Below are 21,361 nucleotides of genomic sequence, written 5' to 3' on the forward strand. Positions count from 1 at the left end.
AAATAGCTTTATTGGGCAAATTCGCTTATCCAGAGCTGAGGTTAAGTTAATTAGTGAGAAGTCATACTAAAGCAAGCAATGTACTCGCTTTAGTACATTGAAGGCTGTTTACTTCACTTTACTTCACGATGTGTGGTTTGAATAAGCGCGCTGGTGTTATGCAGAACTTTAGAAAAAGCGGATTGCCACTGAACGAGTTCAATGTCGTCAATATCAATATAGTGCGACGAACCTAGCTGTGTGCCGAGTTTACTTTCAATAACAAACTTAATTCGGTAACTTTTATACCCAACCCGAGGTGAGTTAAAATCAAAGCGTAACGTTTGCCAATGTGCTGATGCAGCCAGAGTTTTGCTATCAATAAGCTCGGTAGTCGGGTGCATAAATGCAGCTTGCAGCGTTTGCTTTAATTGTCTGCCTTGCCAATATGCCGATATTTTAACGTTGCTCAGTGCTCGTAATTTCACTCGCAATGAAGTTGGGTTATCGGGTATATATACTCGATTGAAGTGTTTGGTGCCGAAGGTGATGTGGTCGCCCCCGAATGACAACCTTAAATATTGATTGAAATTTTGCTGAGTACGTAGCTTTGCCTCTGTATTGTGGAAAATCCAAGTACGGTCAATCGCAGACCAATCTGAATAACTTTCGAAATCACCTGAGTTAATTATATTTGTCCCGTAGCGTAATGGGCTATGATTAGGTAGGCTGAGCGGTAATGGCTTGTCCCAATCATTATTTTGATATAAATTTTGAATCGTATTTTGGGTATGCAAAGCCTGGTTATTTTCAACGGCTGACAATACGTTCGCTGATGACCTTTTAATTACACCGTGGCCCCCAGAGCGTACAATATCGGTGCCTTTGAGTGCGGAAAGTTGTTTCAGCCGTTTGAGAACAGTAAAGCGCTGTTGGCCCACCGCGGGTGTGGGGCTGTAGTTTTGAATGAAAAGGGGGACGGTTTCTGCTCGGAAGAACTGGCCTTGATCTAACCACACATACACCAGTACGCTATTGTGGGTAGCCGGAAAGTTTTGGTCAAACATGAAGTTACCCAGAGAATAAGCAATAAATTGATTATTGTATACCTCAAACCCTTGTGTCACATGCGGGTGATGGCCTATGGCGAGTACAGCGCCTTTATCAATTGCATTCTTTAAGCGCTGCTCAGTGACGAGTGAGGGCGTGTGGCTGTATTCTAAACCGCCATGATATTGGATCACAGGAAATACATTACTTTTAACGGACTGCTCGATCACCGCTGCAATATTGTCAGAGTTCCCCAGTGCTGCACCGCCTTGCACAGGAGTGGCTGATTGCCACGGTGGTTTTCTTCCTTTCCAACCGACAAAACCATACAGAGCGTATTTATTGTTTGCTAGTTTAGCAATGTGCGGTTGTAATGCTCGTGTTTCATTGATGCCGGCACCTGAAAACGCAAGTGGCGAGCTTTTTAATAAAGTTAAAGTCTGTTTAAGACCAGTTTGTAAATAGTCATATGTATGATTATTGCCAAGCGAGACGTAATCAACCCCAGCCCAGCTTAGGCTGGCTAGTGTATCAGGGTGAGAATAAAAAGTGACAGATTTCTCGGCGCTCGTTGAGGGTAATGATTCTATAATGGGTGACTCTAGGTTAACAGATGTAAAGTCTGCCAGAGATAGGTAAGGTTTTATGATTTTTAGTAGATTTTTGCTGTCTTGAAGACGGCGACTCTGTTGAATGAGGGGCGATTCGTTAAAATAGGGTGCGTAATAACGTCGGCCCATCATAGTATCTCCGGCAAATGCAAACATGACACGACCTGGTTTCTTCTTAACCACTTCAATGGGGGGAATGGTAAAGTTATAACGTGCAAGCTCTGTGTGTTCGAAAGTATGAATGGTTTGGTAGTAGCCATGTTTATTAATCTCGAGACGATAGCGCTTTTGGGGAGCTAACGAGAGGCTAAATTTTCCGTTTTTATCACTTTTTATTCTATTGCCGCTGATTGTGACAATTACGTCTGAAATTGGATTGGCGTTGGTGCTGAGTGTGAAGCTTTTTAATTCAACTGCGTATACAACCGAGGATAGCCAGTATGTTACAAGTATGAGTATTGTTTGTGTGATTTTAATGTTCATATGTCACCTTATGTTTGTCTTATTATTGTACTGGTACAGAGGAAATTGACGCATTCTAATAACAGAGTCGCTTATTGCTTTTGGCTATGTTCGAAGTTAAAAAAGCCGGCGGGTTGAACGTCAATACAATACGGAATAGTAGGTTACAGCTGATAGCAGACATGTAGATCGAACATCAATGTTAAATAGAGGGAGTCGTTTTGCAGTATCGTAAAATTCATATTATTGGTGGCCCAGGCAGCGGAAAAACGTTTAGTGCTGCGAAACTTCAACAGGTAACAGGCTTGAATGGATTTGATCTGGATAGCGTCTTTTGGGAGAAAAATGAATTTGCTTATGTTCGTTCAAGCGAACATGCAAGAACAGAAAAGCTAAATCATTTATGATCCCACGATAATTGGATCGTTGAAGGCGTTTATTACAAATGGTTAGCAAGCTCATTTCGTGACGCTGATCTCATTGTTATTTTAAATCCCCCCACGCTTTTAAGGCAATGGCGTATATTCAAACGCTTTTTGAAACGAAAGTTTGTGTTGGGTCACTATCAAAAAGAATCGCTAGCCTCATTTCTGCAAATGTTTTGGTGGAATCAAGGATTTGACCAAGACAATATGGTTCGTATCTTAGACTTTATCCATGAATATGAGGATAAAATAATTTACTGTAAAAATTATAATGAAATATGGCGTGAATTAAGTAAATGAAGAGAGGTTGATGGCGCTTGTTTTGAGCTGCTCCTTTTCTATTGGTTAGATTCAACGCGTATTTAGAGTGACGAACCTTATCTATAAATGTTGATAATACGGAAAAAGATCAGGGTGTAGGATTTATAGCCAAGGCAGGCTATGTATCAGTCACACTTCATAACTGATAGGACATGTAATGTTTACCGAAAAGAGCGATTCTATTGAGGTAAAAGATCTAGAAAATGAATCTAAGATTGTGCCTTTAGAGCGGTGTTGAGAAAAACAAATAGACCGCGATACTACGAGGGTTGGCCCAAAATACAGTGCATCGCTTTGATGTACTTTAATGGTTTATGCATAATGGGTAACCCTCGTCCAATGTAATATGGATAGAAAGGTCTATTTCCTTTTTTCTTTACGATGTTTCTTAATCGCTTTTGCAATTCGCTTTGCAGCCCTTTGCATTGTTTTTCTATTGGGGTGTAAACCGTCCGCCATTGGTTCAAAGCCTTGCCAAACATCTAAAAATATTGCGTTTGGTACTTCTGCTCGTAACCTGCTTAACCTTAGATCAGAGAAAATCTCATAATTATCTTTACTGATGATCCATGGCCAGTTGAAACGACCTCGTACTGTTTCCCAATCAATTGCTTCATAGGTTGGCGCTTTCGAAAAAATAGGTGTGATCCCGGCAGCCAGCGCTCGGTTAGCCACGCTAACAAAGGTATCGATGTATGACTCCATTTGTTCTAAGGTACATTCGCTCGTTTGTGCCATAGGAATGCCAAATGCATCGGGATGATTACAATCATTACCACGAATAATCACAATATATTCAGCAGCAACTTCTCCTGAAAATGAAGTTACGCGGCTTAAAGCTTTACTAAACTGTTTTTCATAGCCTTCCCAACCTGGACCTACACATTCTGGTCCAGGAAAACAAGTTAATCTGTCAAATGTTGTTGCACCTGCTTGGCCTTCGTTAATTACATGACCCGATAGCCTACGTTCTCTGATAAGGGCGTTGCCTAAAGATAGGTAGCGACCAGAGTTTATGGCAATACCATTAAGTGGTGCCTGAAGATCGCTGTAATACGGCATGTTAGCGTTTGCAAATGAAGCACCAATAATTAGCAGAGGAGCCTCTTCAGATTTAGTTTGTGCTTGAGAATGAGTTGTGAGGGATATGAATGTTCCCCATAAAAGTGCTTTAATCGTTTTAGTATACATATCAAGTCCTTGTTGTTGTTTTTTTAAAACCAGTAAGACCATAGCAGATCATATTGGCGAAGTAATTACGATTTTATTGCACTCGCTTAAAATATGATATGTGGGGTAAATTACGCATGATGCTAGGGGCTATTGATCTTTTAGGTTCATTTTTTCAGCACTTTGATTGTATTTTATATAGTTCAGAGGCTGCGTAGCATGGTTATTCCATGTGAGTCAGCCGATAACATAGTAGAAACGCCAATCAAGCGCTGTCTATCGATTCTTTTGAGCCCCCCTTTCTCTTTGTTGCTTAATATTCGCTTAGATCACTAGGCCACATATTAAGCGCCGCGATAAAAGCACGCTCAAAGAGAGCAAAAGTAGAACAGCAAAGATCAATAGCCCCTAGTATATTTACTTTCTTGTTCCGTCGTCGGACAGGATAGATAGCGACATTATTTTTGTACTGAGCTTACTATTGATACGTTCTAGTGGTGCAACATAAAAAGGAGGGAATGCATCAATTACATATATTGTTACAATATCTCATTAAACTCTGTTTTTTGTAATTTGAGCGATTTTTTACACTGTTTAGACGTATGTTAGGGTAATGTTTCTATTGGAAACAATAAAAACAACTTTTGGTGTGAAAATGAAAACTCTCCTAAAAACAGCGTTAGCTGTGTCATTAGCGTTGGCTGCCTCTAACGCGCTGGCAGCAAAGTCTGATGAAGAACAATCAATTTTTAGTAGCAAAACCTTCGAAGCAATGAAACTGCGTAATATTGGGCCTGCTTATATGTCAGGGCGAATAGCAGATATTGCGGTGGATCAAAATAACCCATCAACTTGGTACTCAGCTGTTGGTTCGGGTGGTGTTTGGAAAACCACAAATGCAGGGACGACTTGGACGCCTATTTTTGACAAACAAGCAGTATATTCAACAGGTGATGTGACGATTGACCCGAGCAACTCCAATATTATTTGGGTGGGTACCGGTGAAAATAATGGCGGACGTCATATTAGTTTTGGTGATGGCGTTTATAAATCTGAAGATGGCGGAAAAACATGGAAAAATATGGGCTTGAAAGAGTCTGAACGCATTTCAGATATTATCATTCACCCAACAGATTCAAAAACAGTTTGGGTTTCAGCTCAAGGCCCACTTTGGAGTAGTGGCGGCGAGCGCGGGTTATATAAAACCATAGATGGTGGAGAAACCTGGAAGCAAGTACTGACACCAGAAAATGAATGGACTGGGGTCACTTCGTTATTAATAGACCCGCGAAACCCGAAAAAATTGTATGCAGCAACCTGGTCTCGGCAAAGAACAGTTGCTACCTATGTTGGAACAGGTGAAGGATCAGGTATTCACACATCCGATGATGGTGGTGAGACTTGGACTGAGCTGAAAACAGGTTTACCAACGGGTAATATGGGTAAAATTGGTATGGCAATTTCTCCTATAAATCCTGATGTTCTTTACGCGACAATTGAAACAGATAACCGTAAAGGAGGGTTTTACCGCTCACAAAACCGAGGGGCAAGTTGGACTAAAGTATCTGATGAAGTAGGTGGTGGTACTGGGCCACACTATTATCAAGAAATTTTTGCAGACCCACACCACTTCGATCGAGTTTATATTGCCAGTAATTACAGCAAAGTTTCTAACGATGGTGGCAAAACTTGGATACCAATCAATACAAAGCGCAAACACGTAGATGATCATGCCTTTGCTTTTCACCCCACCGACCCTGATTTTGTCTTAATTGGCTCTGATGGCGGTATTTATATGTCGCATGACCGCATGGAAAACTGGCGCTTTATGGCAAACTTGCCGTTGACTCAATTCTATAAAGTAGCGCCTGATGATGCTGAACCTTTCTATACGGTATACGCAGGTGCGCAAGATAACTCAACACAAGGCGGCCCATCTCGTACCACGCGTAAAGAAGGGATTAAAAACAAAGATTGGTTTTTAACCTTAGGTGGCGATGGTCATCAACCCGCTGTAGAGCCTGGCAACCCTAACATTATGTATTCTCAGTGGCAGCAAGGTAACTTGACGCGACATGACTTGAAAACCAGAGAAGGCGTATACATTAAACCTCAACCTCGTCCAGGCGAGCCGGCTGAGCGTTTCAATTGGGATGCGCCAATTAATGTTTCAAGTCATGATGCCAAGCGTCTTTATTTTGCATCACAAAGAGTATGGCGTTCGGATGATCGAGGCGACAGTTGGGAACCAATATCAGGTGACTTAACTAAAAATGGTAATCGAATGCATATGCCTGTAATGGGGAGAACGTGGTCAGTCGAAGCTGGTTGGGATATTTATGCGATGTCTGAATACCATACCATTGCTAATTTCACGGAAAGCCCCGTTGATGAAAAGGTTTTATGGGCAGGCACTGATGACGGTCTTATTCAAGTGACAAAAAATGCAGGGAAGAGCTGGAAAAAAATTGATCTTAGCACCATTGATGATATTCCTGACACCGCATATGTAAATGACATTCGAGCTGATTTATTTGATTCTAACACTGTGTATGTCGCGCTTGATAATCATAAATATGGAGACTTCAAGCCTTACTTAATCAAGTCAACTAATTTAGGAAAAAGCTGGCAGTCACTCGCAAGTACTTTACCTGAAAAACATTTGGTTTGGCGCATTGTTCAAGATCATGTAAACAAAAACCTGATGTTCATTGGTACTGAGTTTGGTATTTTCTTTACTGTTGATGGTGGTCAGAAATGGACCGAATTAGACGGTGGGATCCCGACCATTGCAACGCGTGATGTAAAAATACAACGCCGTGAAAATGATTTAGTAGCGGGTACATTTGGTCGTGGTATTTATATTCTTGATGACTATGCACCACTGCGCGCATTAACAGAAAAGTCGATGGAGCAAGATGCACTTCTCATAGCTCCTAGTCGCCCAGTTAAGTGGTTTCAGTTAGATACGAATCATACGAATACGGATGGGGATGATCGTTTTGCAGCGAAAAATCCAGCGCATGGCGCAACCTTAACCTACTTCTTGAAAGAAAGCTTATTAACCATTAAAGAGGCTCGTCAAAAGGTCGAAAAAGACATGGTTAAAGAACAGGATTATCCAAAATATCCAGCTTGGGAAGATATAGAAAAAGAGAATCAAGAAGCTAAGCCGGTGGTATACCTTGAAATTCGAGATGCTGCGGGTAAATTTGTGAATCGAGTTATGGGTAAAAATACCAAAGGTTTACATCGTGTAACTTGGGATATGACGTATGCAACAGGCAAAGCAGTAACAGGAGTTGAATCATCAGGTTGGAGCCCATTTAATGCTGGCTTAATGGCAATTCCTGGAACATATACGGCGACTTTGCATAAACGCGTTAATGGGGCTGTTTCACAACTTGCTGAGGCGGTAGAGTTTGAGCTAAAACCGATTACTGATAGTGCGTTACCTACAGCTAATCAAGAGGTACTTAAGTTCGGCAAAGAAATAGCGGTAGCGCAAAAGCGTATCACTGCTGTGAATGCTGTACTGAGTGAATTGAATAAGACAATGCAGACGTTGCGTACGGCGATAGATCGTACGCCAAACAATATTGCCTCATTGGAATCACGTTATGCGCAAGCTCAAACAGAAATTAATGCGATTAATCTTGAACTTAATGGGTTGAATGCGCGAGATAGAATGGGCACTAAGCCTGCTAATATTTCGAGCCGTTTAGGCTATGCGATGACAGCAGATTGGTCTTCTTATGGGCCAACAAAGCAGCATAAAGAGCAGTTTTCATATGCAATTAAACGTTTAGACAATGTAAGTACGCGCATTAAACGTTTGCAAGAAACGACCATACCTGAGCTTCAGAAGTCAGTTATTGACGCGGGTGGTCCATGGAGTAAGGGCGCACCATTAATCACTAAGTAACATGCAATAATGAGCAACACTGTCATTGTTACAGTGTTGCTTATCTTTTAACTGGGTTTGAGAGTAGACAAGATCACAGTGTAATTTAATTACTAAATCATTATTTAATAACCAGCTAATAAAGCAGTATCTCTACAATGAAAACCATAAGTTTTTTTATATTGATGTCGGCTTCTTTGTTCGTCTATGCGCAAGGTAGTGAGCTTGAAGTCATTGAGATTTTAGTGCCCAAACAACCTTTGGTCATCGCCGGATCAGAGCACGCCATGTCGTACATAGATGATAGGTCTACCTATACCCTAAATCGCACCATTGCTGATCAACTGTCGACACTGGTGGGCGTTAACCTAAGTGGACAAGGAGGCCAATTTCAAAGCTATTCTATTCGTGGCTTTAGTCGAGGTCGAATAAGAACTGAAATAGACGGTATTCCTATTATTACTGACAGACGTGCAGGTAACTCGGCTTCTTTTGTTGCACCACAGCTATTCAGTACAGGCCGGGTTATTAAAGGGCCGAGTTCCGCTTTATATGGTTCTCAAGCGTTGGGGGGCGTAGTGAGCCTGAGTACTGAGTCGCTGGATAAAACTGTGTTAAGGGTATCTGGACAAAGTGTTGACCAAGGAATAAGTGTGGCGGTAAATCATCAAGATGATAATTTTACTTCAGCTCTCGCTTATCAACAGGCTAATGATGCCGAAGCTGTTAATGGTGACGTGTTAAATACTGAGTTTGAACGTGTGTCAGGACTGTTAAGGTACAAACATCAGTTCGATGAGTATACAGCGACGGCTTCTTGGTTGCCAAGCATTGGCAAGAATATTGGCAAAAGTAATATCAAGTATCCAATTCGACAAGTCAGTAGTTACCCGCAAGAACAACATTCATTGGCACAGCTTCAAGTAAGTGCTGATGATAAGTGGTCAGTTAAACTTTTTCATCACTATCAAAATTGGGATAGCGAAACACACAGGTTTGATCAGTACGATGGGTTGACGCAATATCAAAGCCACACACTTGGTGGGCAGTGGCTACATCAGATCAGACTCAAAGAGCAAGAAAGTTATTGGGGTATTGACTGGCTATCACGTAAAGGGGTAAAAATTACCAGTGATTACCATCTTCATAGTGAGAAAGAGGGCATAAGTTATAGCTTGATCAGCAATGAGATGACGGGCAAAGAAGATAACTTTGCTCTGTATGGCAAAACACAATGGCACTGGAAGGATGTGCAACTTGCTCTGGGGTTAAGGTATGATTGGTTGATGCAACACAGTCAGCAAGCTGAACGTTCTATTGATAATCACTTTAATGCATCACTGAGCATCGAGCTCCCTTTGTCTGATACGTTCAAGGCCGGATTAGATATTGGCAACGGTTTTCGCTATCCAACGCTGACGGAGCGATTTTTTTATGGTAAAACGCCTAGAGGTGTTATTGCTGGTGAGCAAACATTAAGGCCTGAAACCAGCGTTGGCACTCAACTGTTTGTGACTTGGTATCCACTAGAGCATATTAGCGTCCACACCGCATTATACCACTATGAATTAAACAATTACATTGAGCGTTACACGCTTAATGATGTCCAACTGAGCTATCGGAACTTAGGTAGAGCACAGGTTTATGGGTTTGAGAGTGAGTTGCGATGGTACCAAAGTGATAGCATCGAGCATGAAGTAAGTTACCAGCAGCAAGTTGGCGAAGATGACTCAGGGCAAGTATTAGCTGATTTACACCCTAGAAAGTTAAGCTGGAGAGCACGCCTTACTTTCGAACGGTGGTCATTAACAAATTCTTATAGCTACTATTTAGAGGTTAACCAAGTCGGTAACTCTGAGCAGGTACGAAATAGCTTTATAGTATGGGATTTATCTCTAGAGCATCAATTGAATGCGCATCACAGTGTGAGTTTAAGTGTGAATAATATAACCAATGAAGAATATTACGCGAGTTTAGATGAAGATGCTGCATTTCAACCTAAACGAAGTTTCAAATTATCAACCAGCTGGCAGTTTTAAAGAAGCGCAATGAGTGTATATAAAACCAATAGAAGCATTCACAAATGGGCGAGTATTGTTATTTCATTACCGCTGTTTGTGGTATTAGTCACCGGTATTTTGCTACTGGTCAAAAAAGAGTTTAGCTTTATTCAACCCCCGACGGCTAAGGGGGAGTTTACGGTGCCAACAATGACATTTGAGCAAATACTGACGGTGGCTAAATCAGTAGAGAGTGCCAATATAACCGATTGGGACGATATTCGCAGACTAGATGTTCGGCCGAGTAAAGGTATAACGAAAATACGTAGTCACAATAGTGTAGAGATTCAAGTTGATAGCACGACAGGTAAGGTACTTCACGTAGCACAACGTAACTCAGAGTTAATCGAGTCAATTCATGATGGCACTTTCTTCGAGAAAAATGCCAACATCTGGCTCATGCTGCCAGTTTCTCTAGTTGTTCTTATTATTTCCATAACCGGCATTATTTTATTTATTCAACCGTATAGAAAAAAGAAAAAAAGAAAACTGGACAGGCGGTTTAAAGATGAATGAATACCCTAACAGCAAAAAAGTGATGAGTGCTCTGAGTAAATATGGTGGCTTAGCTGTGTTTATTTAGCCACATAGATTGCAGGTCGACTGTGTTGGATAAATGACATGCTTTGGCTTATAAAAAAGTAATGAAATAATCAAAGGATCTAGGTGTAAACATGGACATTCGCGAAGCGAGTCTTAAAGATTTATCAAATATTGCTCGATTGCATGCACAGAGTTGGCGGGAAACTTACGGTGATGTATTGCGAGCAGATTACTTAAATCAGCAAGTTCTTGTTGAAAGAACCGCTGTATGGACGAAACGCTTGATGAAACCGTCGCCAAATCAATATGTACTTATTGCTGAAGATAATACAGGGTTTTGTGGATTTATCTGTGTGTATGGTGGCAAGCACCTTAAATATGGGTCGATTATTGACAATCTACACGTTGCAAAAAATTGCAAAGGCAAAGGGCTAGGTACTAAATTGCTGATAGCGGCAGCGTCATGGGCCTTTGTAAACTATAAAAATGATGGTTTGTATCTTGAAGTACTCGCATGTAATGAGCAGGCAATTCGGTTTTACAAGTACCATGGTGGACAAAATATTGACTATGGATACTGGCACACCCCTTGTGGAAATAAAGTGAAAGAGTTTATTTATGGCTGGGAGTCACCGAGCGCATTGGCTAATTTAAGTTAACGGTTATCATGTTACCGATGAGTGAAATTACGATTGAGCACAGCAACCTAGGTTTGGCATAATGCGGTTTAAATACGAGTTAAAATGAGATAGACACAGGAAAAATGTATTCTATGTCTATCTTTTTTCATTCACATTGGGTTTAACCTCCAAACTGAATACGAACACCTGCATTGATCGTAAAACCATCATTTCTTGACCAAATATCGGTTGTCCATCGACCACTCGGTGATTGCTCAGGTAATATCAGCGTGTCTTCTTTGGTTTGCCTAATGTTTAGTAAGTTTTCGGCATTAATAAACCAGCTAATGTGACCAAGGGTGATTTGGCCTAACAAGCCTAAATGCCAGTACGCGTCGCTTTTATCCCGATAAGGGTTGCCTTCTAAGTGCTGGGTTCCTGTATAGTAAGCTTCAAACCCAAGTAAATGACTACCGTGTTCTTCCCACATAACAACTAACCCCGCAGAGTGTGCCGGTGTGAGTGCTAAGGTGGTACGCTCAAAGGCAGTTTGCCCTTGTTTGCTTGCATCTGTGTATAAATAGCTGCCGGTAAATTTAATATCTCTCCAACGATAGCGCAGCAACAGTTCAGCTCCACGAATTTCACTTTGACCAATCGCATTAATAATACGAACTTGCTTTTGAGCTTGCTCTATGGTGTGCAGCTCGGTTGCATCATCGATATCAGAAGCGAATAAGGTCACACTGGTTTCGATATTATCAAGGATATAGCTTATATCGAGTGAAGCGGTAGAGGCCCGCTCCTCATTAAGGCCTTCAAATGAAGCGAGCCGAGATAATCCGGCATCTTCAATGTCTTCGATAAATGGGGTAGGGGCAAAAAAGCCTTGCCCGTATGAGCCTCGGAACAGCCAATTTTCAGGGCTGTACAGCACTGAAATACGGGGGCTTACTTGGGTGCCATATTCATTATGCCAATCGGTGCGTGCACTCAATGATATCGCTGTATCTGGGTTAATATCATAGTCAAGTTGTGAAAATAACCCAGGGACTTCGTAGTGGTAGTCAAACTCTGGATACGCAATAGAATTGAATTTGTCAGCTTGATACGCAACTCCGATAACCCAAGCGGTTGCATCGTGATACCCTGATAGACTTGATTCTATTAAATAGCTCTCGTGCGTGTCGTCATCTAAGGCTTGACCGAATTCATGCTGGTGTTCTTGACGAGTAAGGGAACCACGCATATTCATATTAAGAGCATCATCCAGCGGCTTATCAAACACAAAACCACTATCTACTCTGAGGGTGTCTTGTGTTTGCAAGAAGAAGTTTCCATCAGGTACGGTTGCATTAGGCAATGTGCCGCCTTCTCGCTGCTCTGTCATTGCTCCAAACGTAAGGTATAAATTGGCGCCACTGTCATCATACCAATATACTCGAGGGCGCACACTCGCCCTTTTATATCCAGCTAGGTCTATCCAACCATCATTGTCAAGGTCTTGTTCTTGCTGGTGATGCAACCCTGCTGTGACCGATGCACTCAGTGAATCAGTTAATGGAGATGAAAAATAAGATGTAATGTCTTGGCCATTTCTTGAGGTTGCATTTAGAAGCACTTCACCTTCAAACTTGTCAGAGGGCGTTCGCGAAATCAGATTGATTACTCCACCAAGTGCAGAGCCGCCATACAGGGAAGACGCAGAGCCTTTAATTATCTCTACATTTGCGAGGTCTGTCGGAGGAATTTGTAGCAAACCAATAGAGGCGGTTTGGCCGCCGTACAAGGGTAGCCCATCGCTCAGTAGTTGAGTGTATCTACCAAACAACCCTTGCAGCCGAATGTTGGCACTACCGAGTGCTGGCGAGGTATTTTGTACTCTTACGCCTCCAGTTTCGGCCACCAACATAGAAATATTCCCTGGTCGCATCAGTGCTTTCTCTTGAATTTCTTCACCATTAATGATTTCAGTCCGAGTGGCTGACTCTGTAACAATACGACCTAATCGAGAGGCTGTTACTTGAATTTTTTCTATATTTTTTTGCTCATGTTCATGGTGTTCATGTTCATTATGCTGCTCACTGGCGTACGTAAGCGAAGGTATTAGCAACACTGCTGTTGCCAATTTGGTATATTTAGGAAGCATTTTTGACCTCAAAGAACGCTAAAAATTGTGTGCAATGCACTGATTTGTATTATTTTTAACTTTTAAAAAGAATAAGCTGTGCTCATCTCTTATGAGGTTACAATTGGCGGTCGAAAAAGTGATTTCACTATGGGAGTGGGGCGTTGAGTATTATGAGGAAAGATTGAGTGCGATGAAGCAGCACACTCAGCGCCAGCTTCTTCATTCGGCAAATATAGGGTAGTTGTACATGTATTGGCTGGGCAAATACATTCAGCTTCACAACATTCAACGTCACAGCAATCATCGCTTGAACTGTTTGATGTGGCTAAGCTATCAGCAGAAATGCTGGCGGTATCAATAACCGAATGAGCGTCAGTTGATACATTCATTGTTACAGAAATACTATACGCTGCAGCTTGCCCAAAAAAGGCAATCATCATCATAAAAATAACCAGTATTTTTGAAAATGGTTGAAGCATAAAGGTCTCAATAAAGAATTCGAGGCTAGTCTAATGAATTTCTTTCGCTATGTGAATGTTTAATCGCAGCTTTTTGCTATAAAAGTGGTAATGGGTTGATGTTTTTGATGGCGTATGGATTCATTGAACACACCATTGCCGCTGCATGACAAGATAAAGTAGAGAAAGGTAGAGCAAAGTGAGGGGCATATGCGCATTCTCAATATGCCATACAATCTTATTCGAGTGAAGTAACACACACTCCCTCATTTTTAACTCGGAGTAAACTCGTTTTACACCAAAAAACAGTAAAGAATGAGGTTAAATGTTATAAAGGTAGAAGCGGCGTTATTACTGCCTCATTGGTCTTGTATAATATGCAAAATCGGGGTCTTACGATTAGGCCTAGGCCAGTTACTTACTCGCCTAGTGGTTGTTGCGGTAAGAATATAACAAATTATAAACATCTATCTCTAGGAGATGAACTCAGAATACATTATCTTTGGCTAAAGGGAGAAGGGCCTACAGCAATGGTTGAGGGAGAAAGGCGACCGTTGGATATTCCTTGCATATTAAAAGTAGAAAAAAGAAATAACGCTTAAATATTGCAATTAAATAAATTAAAAATTACACCCAACGCAATTAGGCTAGATATTTAAGCTAGCCGATGCGTTTGGCAATGCGTTGGGGCGTGATTCAGATAGGACGACAAAAATAACAAAAATAAAAAGGACAGGCACAAATTTCCCAAGCTAATGTGAGTTGTCGTAAATCTTCAATTATTTGGTCGTTGGGGCCGTCATAATGTGACTTAATATTTTTATAGTTCACGATGGATGAATCGAAGATGATCAGACAATATAAACAAGAAGATAGTGAGTTAGTTCTCGATATTTGGCTTCAAGCATCAACTAAAGCTCATGATTTTGTCGCAGCAGAATTTTGGGGATCTCAAGTTTCAAACATGCGTGAAATCTACATCCCAGCATCGAAAACTTATGTGTTTGAAATTGATGGGGACGTCATTGGTTTCTACTCACTATATGAAAACCTGTTAGCAGCAATTTTTGTCTCACCTGAACATCAAGGTCAAGGTGTAGGTAAGCAGTTAATGGCACATGCTAAAGAGCAGTGTTTGGAATTGACTTTAAACGTATACAAAGATAATGAGGCGACTTACAAGTTCTATCTTTCTCAAGGTTTTGAGGTAGATAATGAGCACATTTGTGAGCATACTGGCTGTGCTGAATACGCCATGAGCATACACATGTGAACCTTCTCAGGCCAAAAGCATCCTGATTCTTTTTAGACTAATTTGTTTCAGCAATCTTTAAATTTATTCAATTTCGCTATGTCGGTTAGCTGTCAAAATAGTTTACGGCCATTACACATTCATCGCGGTTCACCTTAATCTAGCCGCTACTCAAGGAGATGGCTCATTCGTCCAGTTAGTGAAAGGCTCAGTTAAGCAAAATGATCACTTTATCAAGCAGGGCACTCTAATAACAAAGACAATGGAGTCCCAGTAACACTGTCTTTGCATTTGATAAGCCGTCGTGTCACTGCTTGTGAATTAAACATTTCTTATTCATTACGCTTAATGATAACCAGCCTATTAACATATCCACACAGTTACCGAGTTATTTCACCTCTTAAATTGTCTTGCATTAAATGCCTGACAGTTTCAATTTCTAACTGTTGGCTGAATAAATAATGCAATTTGGCGATACACGCTTCTAATGTCATATCATAGCCACTGATCACACCACAGTTGAGAAGGGCATTTCCTGTAGCATAACCGCCCATATTTACTTGACCTTGAATACATTGAGTTAAGTTTACAATGACGACGCCTCTGTCATACGCTGCTTTTAAAGCATTTAGAAATGGTGGTTGTTGTGGTGCGTTGCCAACACCAAAGCTCAGTAAAATGAGTGCGCGTATATCACCGTCAAGGATATTATTGACAATATTTATATTGATCCCAGGGTAAAGATAGAGCACGCCCACAGGTTGAGGTGTGATAGGCGTCACTTGCAGTGCTTGCTCTACATAAGGGCTTAACTTACCTTCTTTTAGTTTTATGTTGATCCCTGATTGTGCCAGGGGGGGCAAGTTAGGAGAAGAGAATGCGTCAAAGCCATCTGCATGTGCTTTGGTGGCGCGATTGCCTCTGAATAGCTTATTGTTAAAGAACAAGCTGACTTCTGCAATTGGATAGTTGGCCGCCAAGTACATTGCATTTAAGAGGTTCACTTGTCCATCAGAACGAAGTTGAGATAAAGGGATCTGTGAGCCTGTCACAATGACCGGTTTGGTTAGATTTTCAAACATGAAAGACAAAGCTGACGCGGTATATGCCATGGTGTCGGTACCGTGTAGCACAACGAATCCATCGTATTGATCATATTTGGCTTTAATGTCATCTGCAATCAATTGCCAATGATGAGGTGACATATCAGAAGAATCGATCAACGGGCAATATTCATGAATATCAAAAAGCGGCATTTCTTCACGCGTGAACTCAGCGTTACTTTTTACCGTTTCAGTTAAATAGCCTTCGGCAGGTATATAACCACGACTAGATTGCTTCATACCGATGGTACCACCGGTATAAGCGATGTATATTTTTTTTCTTTTCATATTAAAAAGCCCAGAATCGATTCTGGGCTTAGTATATCAAGTGTCGCTAATTATTGCAGCGAATGATCAATATGTTATCTGGCATACCACGCATTGTGTATAGATACCGTTAGGGTCGTTCATTTGTGATAACGTCGTGAGATGGTGACTTAAATCAGTGCTTATATTGCCAAATCCTTGCTCTATTAATTTTAATAAACTCGATTGTGGCGCGAGTGCACTGAGTGTATCGTGAACCATGGCTGAGCCAAAAATCTCTCTTAGTAATAACTCTTTCTCAGATAACGTTTGTTCAATAGTGATGATGTCGTAAAACTCTAAGTTTGCGAGCTTGGCTGCGGCAGAAATAGCGTCTTTTTTGTCACCTAAGTTATCAATAAGACCAAACTCTTTCGCCTGTGTTGCAGTCCAAACACGCCCTTGTGCGACTTTATCAACAGCCGATTTTTCAAGGCCTCGAGAGTTTGCCACCACACTAATGAATTTGTCATAGGCGTTTTCTACCCCAAGTTGGAGTACTTGCGCTAGTTGCGGGTTTAAACCGCGTGACAGTGAAATATCGTGTAACTCGGTAGTTGCTACACCATCAGAATAAATACCTAAATCATTTAGTGCATTCTCAAAGGTCATTATTAAACCAAATACGCCAATGGACCCAGTAATTGTACTTGGTGATGCCCAAATTTCGTTTGCAGATGTGGCTATCCAATAACCGCCAGATGCAGCCACAGACCCCATCGAGGCGACAACCGGTTTCCCTGCTTCTTTAATAGCAAGTACCTCATTACGGATTATTTCAGAGGCGAACATACTGCCACCACCGGAATCAATACGAAGTACAACAGCTTTAACTTTGTCGTCAAGACGTGCTTTTTTGAGTAATGCAGCGGTTGACTCTCCGCCAATACGACCCGCTTTTTGCTTACCGTCAACAATGTTACCCCTTGCTACGATAACTGCCACTTTTTCGGTGACCGGGTTTACCATATCAACTGCTGGTGTGATGTAGTTTAGGTATTTACTGAATGATACTTGTTTATAGCTTTTGCCTGATTTATTTTTACCGACTAACTCAATCAGTTCTTGTTGCAATTGTTGATCGGTTTTTAATGTATCGACCCAGCCATTTGACAGTGCATACTGTGCGTAATCACCATCAACTCGCTCTATTTTTGTTAAATACTGCTCTGTTGTTTCATCAAAGTTTGACACATCAAATGATCGAGAAGCGACAATGTCTTGTTTGTATTGTGTCCAAAGTTCATTTAGCCAAAGTTTACTCGCTTCTTTTGCGGGTTCAGACATGTTGTTGCGAATAAAAGGTTCAACAGCCGATTTATATGTACCTACGCGGAAAATGTGTTGCGTTACTTTTAATTTTTCCAATGCATCTTTAAAATACAGTGGGTATGTTGCAAAACCGCGAATATCGACACCACCATATGGGTGTAGAGAAATGGAATCTGCTTTTGATGCCAAATAATACTGGCCTTGTGAATAATATGAACCATGGGCGAAAACTTGTTTACCCGACTCTTTAAAGGCTTCTATTGCACTTGCAATGCTGCGTAGTTTGTCTAAGTGCCCACCTCGCAAGCCTTTTAAATCAAGTAATAAGACTTGAATGCGGTTATCATGCTTTGCTTCATTGATCACACGTAAAACGTCATCCAATAAAATTTCTTTAGGCTGATCGTTAGAGTTGGTTGCATCATTTAATGCTGCGTCAAAGGGATCAACATATGTAAGCTCTTCAACTAACGCACCTTGTAAATTGAGTCGAAGTACGCTGCTGTCATCAATAACAACTTCATCTTTTGTACTTGATGCGCTTATCACAACGCCAACAATTATGCCTAAAAATAACAAATTCAAGACAAGGCGGCGAGAAAAGTTAAGGCCATGCCATAGCCCTTTAAAAAGTTTACCAATTAAATTCAAAATCAGACCTCAATATATAGGAGTACCTAAAATGTTCGCTATTGTGATATTACCTCAGAAAATATAAAGGTGTAACGATAAAAACGTAACGAAGTATTTATAGACGTCTAAACATCCTAAAAATGTATCAATAGCGTGAGAAACTTAGCAATAAAACGTCATTAATGGAAATAAACAATTAATTTACTTCTTAAGGTACTTGCTAATTCATGGGAAATTGATAATGTTGCACAGGTTAGACCAGTTAGCCGGGGCAGGTAATGTTAGAAAAAAAAATAGAATTAAAACACACTGAATTACGTAATCGCTTAGTTATGGGTTCAATGCACACAGGGTTAGAAGAGGGATGGCATAACCGAAAGCGTTTAAGTGCATTTTATGAGGCCAGAGCTAAAGGTGGCACTGGACTGATTATTACTGGAGGGTACAGCCCTAATATTAGAGGAAAGTTGACGCCAATTTCTTCTTCTTTTAATAGCTACTATGATGTTGTTAAACACCGAGCCTACACACGTGCAGTTCATCAACATGGGGCTAAAATTTGTCTGCAACTTTTACATGCAGGCCGCTACGCTTATCATCCTTTTAATGTTGCACCAAGCGCAGTAAAGGCGCCCATTAATCCATATAAGCCTAAAAGCATGTCATTGAACATGATCCAAAGCACTATTAAAGCTTTCGCACATTCGGCAAAACTTGCGGAGAAAGCCGGTTATGATGGAGTGGAAGTAATGGGATCGGAAGGGTATTTGATCAATGAGTTTATGGCCAGTCATACCAATAAACGCAGTGACAAATACGGTGGTAACTTAGACAATAGAATGCGTTTAGCGATTGAGATAGTCAAAGCAGTTAGGGAAAATGTATCCGATAAGTTCATGATCATTTTTAGGCTGTCAGTGATGGATTTAATTCCGAATGGTTCAACGCCTGAAGAGGTAACAACTCAAGCAAAGGCGCTCGAGGCGGCGGGTGTTGATATTCTCAATACTGGGATAGGGTGGCACGAAGCACGTGTTCCAACGATAGCGAGCATGGTTCCACCAGGCGCATTTAAAGAAGCATCAAAGCGCTTGAAAGATGTAGTAAATATTCCTGTCATTGCTGTTAATCGCATTAATACGCCCGATATTGCCAATGATATATTACAAAATGGCGAAGCCGATTTAATTTCAATGGCTCGGCCACTATTGGCAGATCCTGAGTTTTTTAACAAATACCGCAATAATCACAGTGAACAAATTAATATTTGTATTGGCTGCAATCAAGGGTGCTTAGATCATGTTTTTAAAGGAAAGCGTGCGACATGTTTGGTAAATCCACAGGCTGGGTTTGAGCTAGATTATCCATTAGAACTCGCTGAAAAGCCGAAGGACGTATTAGTAGTCGGTGCAGGTCCAGCTGGGTTGTCGGTGAGTTACTATTTGGCAAAAAAAGGCCATAAGGTCACTTTAATTGATAAGAATACGCACCCAGGTGGTCAGTTCAATCTTGCTATGCAAATTCCGGGTAAAGAAGATTTTAAAAAGACATTGGCATTTTACTTGTCTGAACTTAAACGGCTAAAGGTAAATTTGACGCTTGATACCGCATATAGCGAAGAAATGCTCAGCAAATATGATGATGTTGTGTTTGCAACCGGTGTAACGCCTCGTTTATCTCCTATACAGTGTACAGACGGGAAACAGGTGTATGCGTACGATGAGGTAATTAGAGGTGAGGTGGAGCTTGGCGAGCGAATCGCCATTTTGGGTGCCGGTGGTATTGGGTTTGATATGGTGGCGTTTCTAGCAGAAACACCCGAGCAGTCAATTGATGATTTTAAGCTGCAATGGGGAATAGAATGTGAAGCAAACCAAACCAAAGACCCTCGCAAGCTCTATATGTTAAAGCGCAGTGACGGTCGATTCGGCAGTGATTTAGGTAAAACAACGGGGTGGATACATCGACAAGTAGCAAAGCACCACGATGTTGAGCAAATTGCTGGGTGTGAATATGTTGCTTTTTCAGATAAGGGACTGTTGGTAAGTGTTAATGGCAAAGAAACTTGGCTAGAGGTTGATACTGTCATTGCGTGTATCGGGCAAGTATCAAATGATAAGCTATTTAACAAAGAAGCTTTACCCGATAATCAACATGTTATCGGCGGCGCCAAATTGGCAAGCGCAATAGATGCTAAACGAGCGATTTATGAAGCGCTACAGGTTGCTAGGGTGATATAAAGATAAAACTCATACTTTTTTCTTTATTCTTGTGCAATAAAATTTTTCAAAATGCGGTCTACACTGATAACTAAGTTTTAAATATAACTATCAGAAGGCCGCACATGCTGTTACAAATTCACGCCCTTTATCAAAAAATTCTAGACAAAATACACGTTTTAGATGGGATCCCCCCGTTATTATTTCGGCTGATACTAGCCCCAATCATGATTATAGCTGGGTTCAATAAATTGAATTTAGCGAATGAGGATATAAGTTTTCCAAGTACTTTGTTGCCAGACTCAAATGTTGTGGCATGGTTTGGCAATAGTGAGTGGGGGTTAGGATTACCGTTTCCTGACTTATTGGCATTTCTAGCAGGTTGGTCTGAATTCTTAGGTGGCTGGCTAATTTTAATCGGCCTTTTTACAAGAATTGCCGCGATTCCACTTATGTTTACAATGTTTATTGCTGCAACTACAGTGCATTGGCACAATGGCTGGTTTGCTATTGCTCCTACGAACCCTGATACAAGCGCCGCTCAAGTATTTGAGTGGTTGAACATACCAGGCGCTCAAGATAGTTTAGATAATAGCTTAGAGGTCGGGGAGCGATTAGATAGAATAAAGGGCATTGTTAGTGAGCATGGATTCCCAGATTACTTGTATGAAAAAGGGTCGATAGCTGTACTTAACAATGGGATAGAATTTGCTGCGATTTATTTTGCGATGTTGCTTAGTCTGATATTCAGTGGTGGAGGGCGATTTGTGAGTGTTGATTTTTGGTTGAAACGTAAACTCGTCAATAAGGGTAATTAATAGGGATTTGTTAGGATATAAATA

14 protein-coding genes are annotated in these 21,361 nt (G+C 41.0%); 8 read left to right on the plus strand and 6 right to left on the minus strand.

Going from position 1 to position 21,361, the window contains the following annotated elements:
• Positions 1-113 precede the first annotated feature (113 nt).
• On the minus strand, positions 114-2,123 hold the full coding sequence (locus J8M01_RS10955; protein WP_211058002.1) for a CapA family protein: 2,010 nt from the start codon (positions 2,121-2,123) through the stop codon (positions 114-116).
• A gap of 200 nt (positions 2,124-2,323) precedes the next feature.
• Between J8M01_RS10955 and J8M01_RS10960 the strand changes: the two genes are divergently transcribed.
• Entirely contained in the window at positions 2,324-2,509 is a 186-nt protein-coding gene (locus J8M01_RS10960; protein WP_211058003.1) for a hypothetical protein, read from the plus strand.
• Positions 2,510-3,208: 699 nt separating this feature from the next.
• Here the strand turns inward: J8M01_RS10960 and J8M01_RS10965 are convergent.
• Positions 3,209-4,039: an SGNH/GDSL hydrolase family protein gene (locus J8M01_RS10965; protein WP_211058004.1), complete on the minus strand. Its 831-nt coding sequence runs from the start codon at positions 4,037-4,039 to the stop codon at positions 3,209-3,211.
• A 634-nt stretch (positions 4,040-4,673) separates the two neighbouring features.
• Here J8M01_RS10965 and J8M01_RS10970 point away from each other — a divergent pair.
• The 4 genes from J8M01_RS10970 to J8M01_RS10985 all read left to right on the plus strand — a co-directional run bounded on the left by J8M01_RS10970 (position 4,674) and on the right by J8M01_RS10985 (position 11,184).
• A complete protein-coding gene (locus J8M01_RS10970; protein ID WP_211058005.1) occupies positions 4,674-7,943 on the plus strand; it encodes a glycosyl hydrolase in 3,270 nt (1,089 codons plus the stop codon).
• A 137-nt stretch (positions 7,944-8,080) separates the two neighbouring features.
• Positions 8,081-9,961: a TonB-dependent receptor gene (locus J8M01_RS10975; protein ID WP_211058006.1), complete on the plus strand. Its 1,881-nt coding sequence runs from the start codon at positions 8,081-8,083 to the stop codon at positions 9,959-9,961.
• Between the two features lie 9 nt (positions 9,962-9,970).
• Positions 9,971-10,498 (plus strand): PepSY-associated TM helix domain-containing protein, encoded by a 528-nt coding sequence (locus J8M01_RS10980; protein WP_211058007.1) that lies wholly within the window; start codon positions 9,971-9,973, stop codon positions 10,496-10,498.
• A 158-nt stretch (positions 10,499-10,656) separates the two neighbouring features.
• Entirely contained in the window at positions 10,657-11,184 is a 528-nt protein-coding gene (locus J8M01_RS10985) for a GNAT family N-acetyltransferase (RefSeq protein ID WP_211058008.1), read from the plus strand.
• 142 nt (positions 11,185-11,326) lie between these two features.
• Here J8M01_RS10985 and J8M01_RS10990 read toward each other — a convergent pair whose 3' ends face one another.
• Together J8M01_RS10990 and J8M01_RS10995 are read right to left on the minus strand one after the other, a co-directional pair.
• Complete coding sequence (locus tag J8M01_RS10990) at positions 11,327-13,294, minus strand: TonB-dependent receptor (RefSeq protein WP_211058009.1); 1,968 nt, start codon at positions 13,292-13,294, stop codon at positions 11,327-11,329.
• An 89-nt stretch (positions 13,295-13,383) separates the two neighbouring features.
• Positions 13,384-13,755: a hypothetical protein gene (locus J8M01_RS10995; RefSeq protein WP_211058010.1), complete on the minus strand. Its 372-nt coding sequence runs from the start codon at positions 13,753-13,755 to the stop codon at positions 13,384-13,386.
• An 826-nt stretch (positions 13,756-14,581) separates the two neighbouring features.
• Here J8M01_RS10995 and J8M01_RS11000 point away from each other — a divergent pair.
• Positions 14,582-15,007 carry an N-acetyltransferase gene (locus J8M01_RS11000; protein ID WP_211058011.1) on the plus strand — a complete coding sequence of 142 codons (426 nt, stop codon included), beginning with the start codon at positions 14,582-14,584 and terminating at the stop codon, positions 15,005-15,007.
• 359 nt (positions 15,008-15,366) lie between these two features.
• On the opposite strand, the gene ansA is transcribed toward J8M01_RS11000, so the two are convergent.
• Together ansA and sppA are read right to left on the minus strand one after the other, a co-directional pair.
• The gene (gene ansA / locus J8M01_RS11005; RefSeq protein ID WP_192507496.1) at positions 15,367-16,377 is read right to left on the minus strand and encodes an asparaginase; all 1,011 of its coding nucleotides are present in this window, start codon (positions 16,375-16,377) and stop codon (positions 15,367-15,369) included.
• Between the two features lie 66 nt (positions 16,378-16,443).
• Positions 16,444-18,318 (minus strand): signal peptide peptidase SppA, encoded by a 1,875-nt coding sequence (sppA, locus tag J8M01_RS11010; protein ID WP_211058012.1) that lies wholly within the window; start codon positions 18,316-18,318, stop codon positions 16,444-16,446.
• Positions 18,319-18,578: 260 nt separating this feature from the next.
• On the opposite strand from sppA, the gene J8M01_RS11015 reads away from it, so the two are divergent.
• Positions 18,579-20,540 (plus strand): NADPH-dependent 2,4-dienoyl-CoA reductase, encoded by a 1,962-nt coding sequence (locus tag J8M01_RS11015; RefSeq protein WP_211058013.1) that lies wholly within the window; start codon positions 18,579-18,581, stop codon positions 20,538-20,540.
• A 104-nt stretch (positions 20,541-20,644) separates the two neighbouring features.
• Positions 20,645-21,337 carry a DoxX family protein gene (locus J8M01_RS11020; RefSeq protein WP_211058014.1) on the plus strand — a complete coding sequence of 231 codons (693 nt, stop codon included), beginning with the start codon at positions 20,645-20,647 and terminating at the stop codon, positions 21,335-21,337.
• Positions 21,338-21,361 lie beyond the last annotated feature (24 nt).

The sequence above is a fragment of the Pseudoalteromonas sp. MMG005 genome, from assembly GCF_018101015.1.
GTDB lineage: Bacteria > Pseudomonadota > Gammaproteobacteria > Enterobacterales > Alteromonadaceae > Pseudoalteromonas > Pseudoalteromonas aurantia.

Excerpts from the sequence above, each read along its gene's own strand:
- J8M01_RS10955 (WP_211058002.1), bottom strand. The coding sequence starts at position 2,123 with ATGAACATTAAAATCACACAAACAATACTCATACTTGTAACATACTGG.
- J8M01_RS10975 (WP_211058006.1), top strand. The coding sequence starts at position 8,081 with ATGAAAACCATAAGTTTTTTTATATTGATGTCGGCTTCTTTGTTCGTC.
- J8M01_RS10965 (WP_211058004.1), bottom strand. The coding sequence starts at position 4,039 with ATGTATACTAAAACGATTAAAGCACTTTTATGGGGAACATTCATATCC.
- J8M01_RS10995 (WP_211058010.1), bottom strand. The coding sequence starts at position 13,755 with ATGCTTCAACCATTTTCAAAAATACTGGTTATTTTTATGATGATGATT.
- J8M01_RS10985 (WP_211058008.1), top strand. The coding sequence starts at position 10,657 with ATGGACATTCGCGAAGCGAGTCTTAAAGATTTATCAAATATTGCTCGA.
- J8M01_RS10990 (WP_211058009.1), bottom strand. The coding sequence starts at position 13,294 with ATGCTTCCTAAATATACCAAATTGGCAACAGCAGTGTTGCTAATACCT.
- J8M01_RS10970 (WP_211058005.1), top strand. The coding sequence starts at position 4,674 with ATGAAAACTCTCCTAAAAACAGCGTTAGCTGTGTCATTAGCGTTGGCT.
- ansA (WP_192507496.1), bottom strand. The coding sequence starts at position 16,377 with ATGAAAAGAAAAAAAATATACATCGCTTATACCGGTGGTACCATCGGT.
- J8M01_RS11015 (WP_211058013.1), top strand. The coding sequence starts at position 18,579 with ATGTTAGAAAAAAAAATAGAATTAAAACACACTGAATTACGTAATCGC.
- J8M01_RS10980 (WP_211058007.1), top strand. The coding sequence starts at position 9,971 with ATGAGTGTATATAAAACCAATAGAAGCATTCACAAATGGGCGAGTATT.
- J8M01_RS11020 (WP_211058014.1), top strand. The coding sequence starts at position 20,645 with ATGCTGTTACAAATTCACGCCCTTTATCAAAAAATTCTAGACAAAATA.
- J8M01_RS11000 (WP_211058011.1), top strand. The coding sequence starts at position 14,582 with ATGATCAGACAATATAAACAAGAAGATAGTGAGTTAGTTCTCGATATT.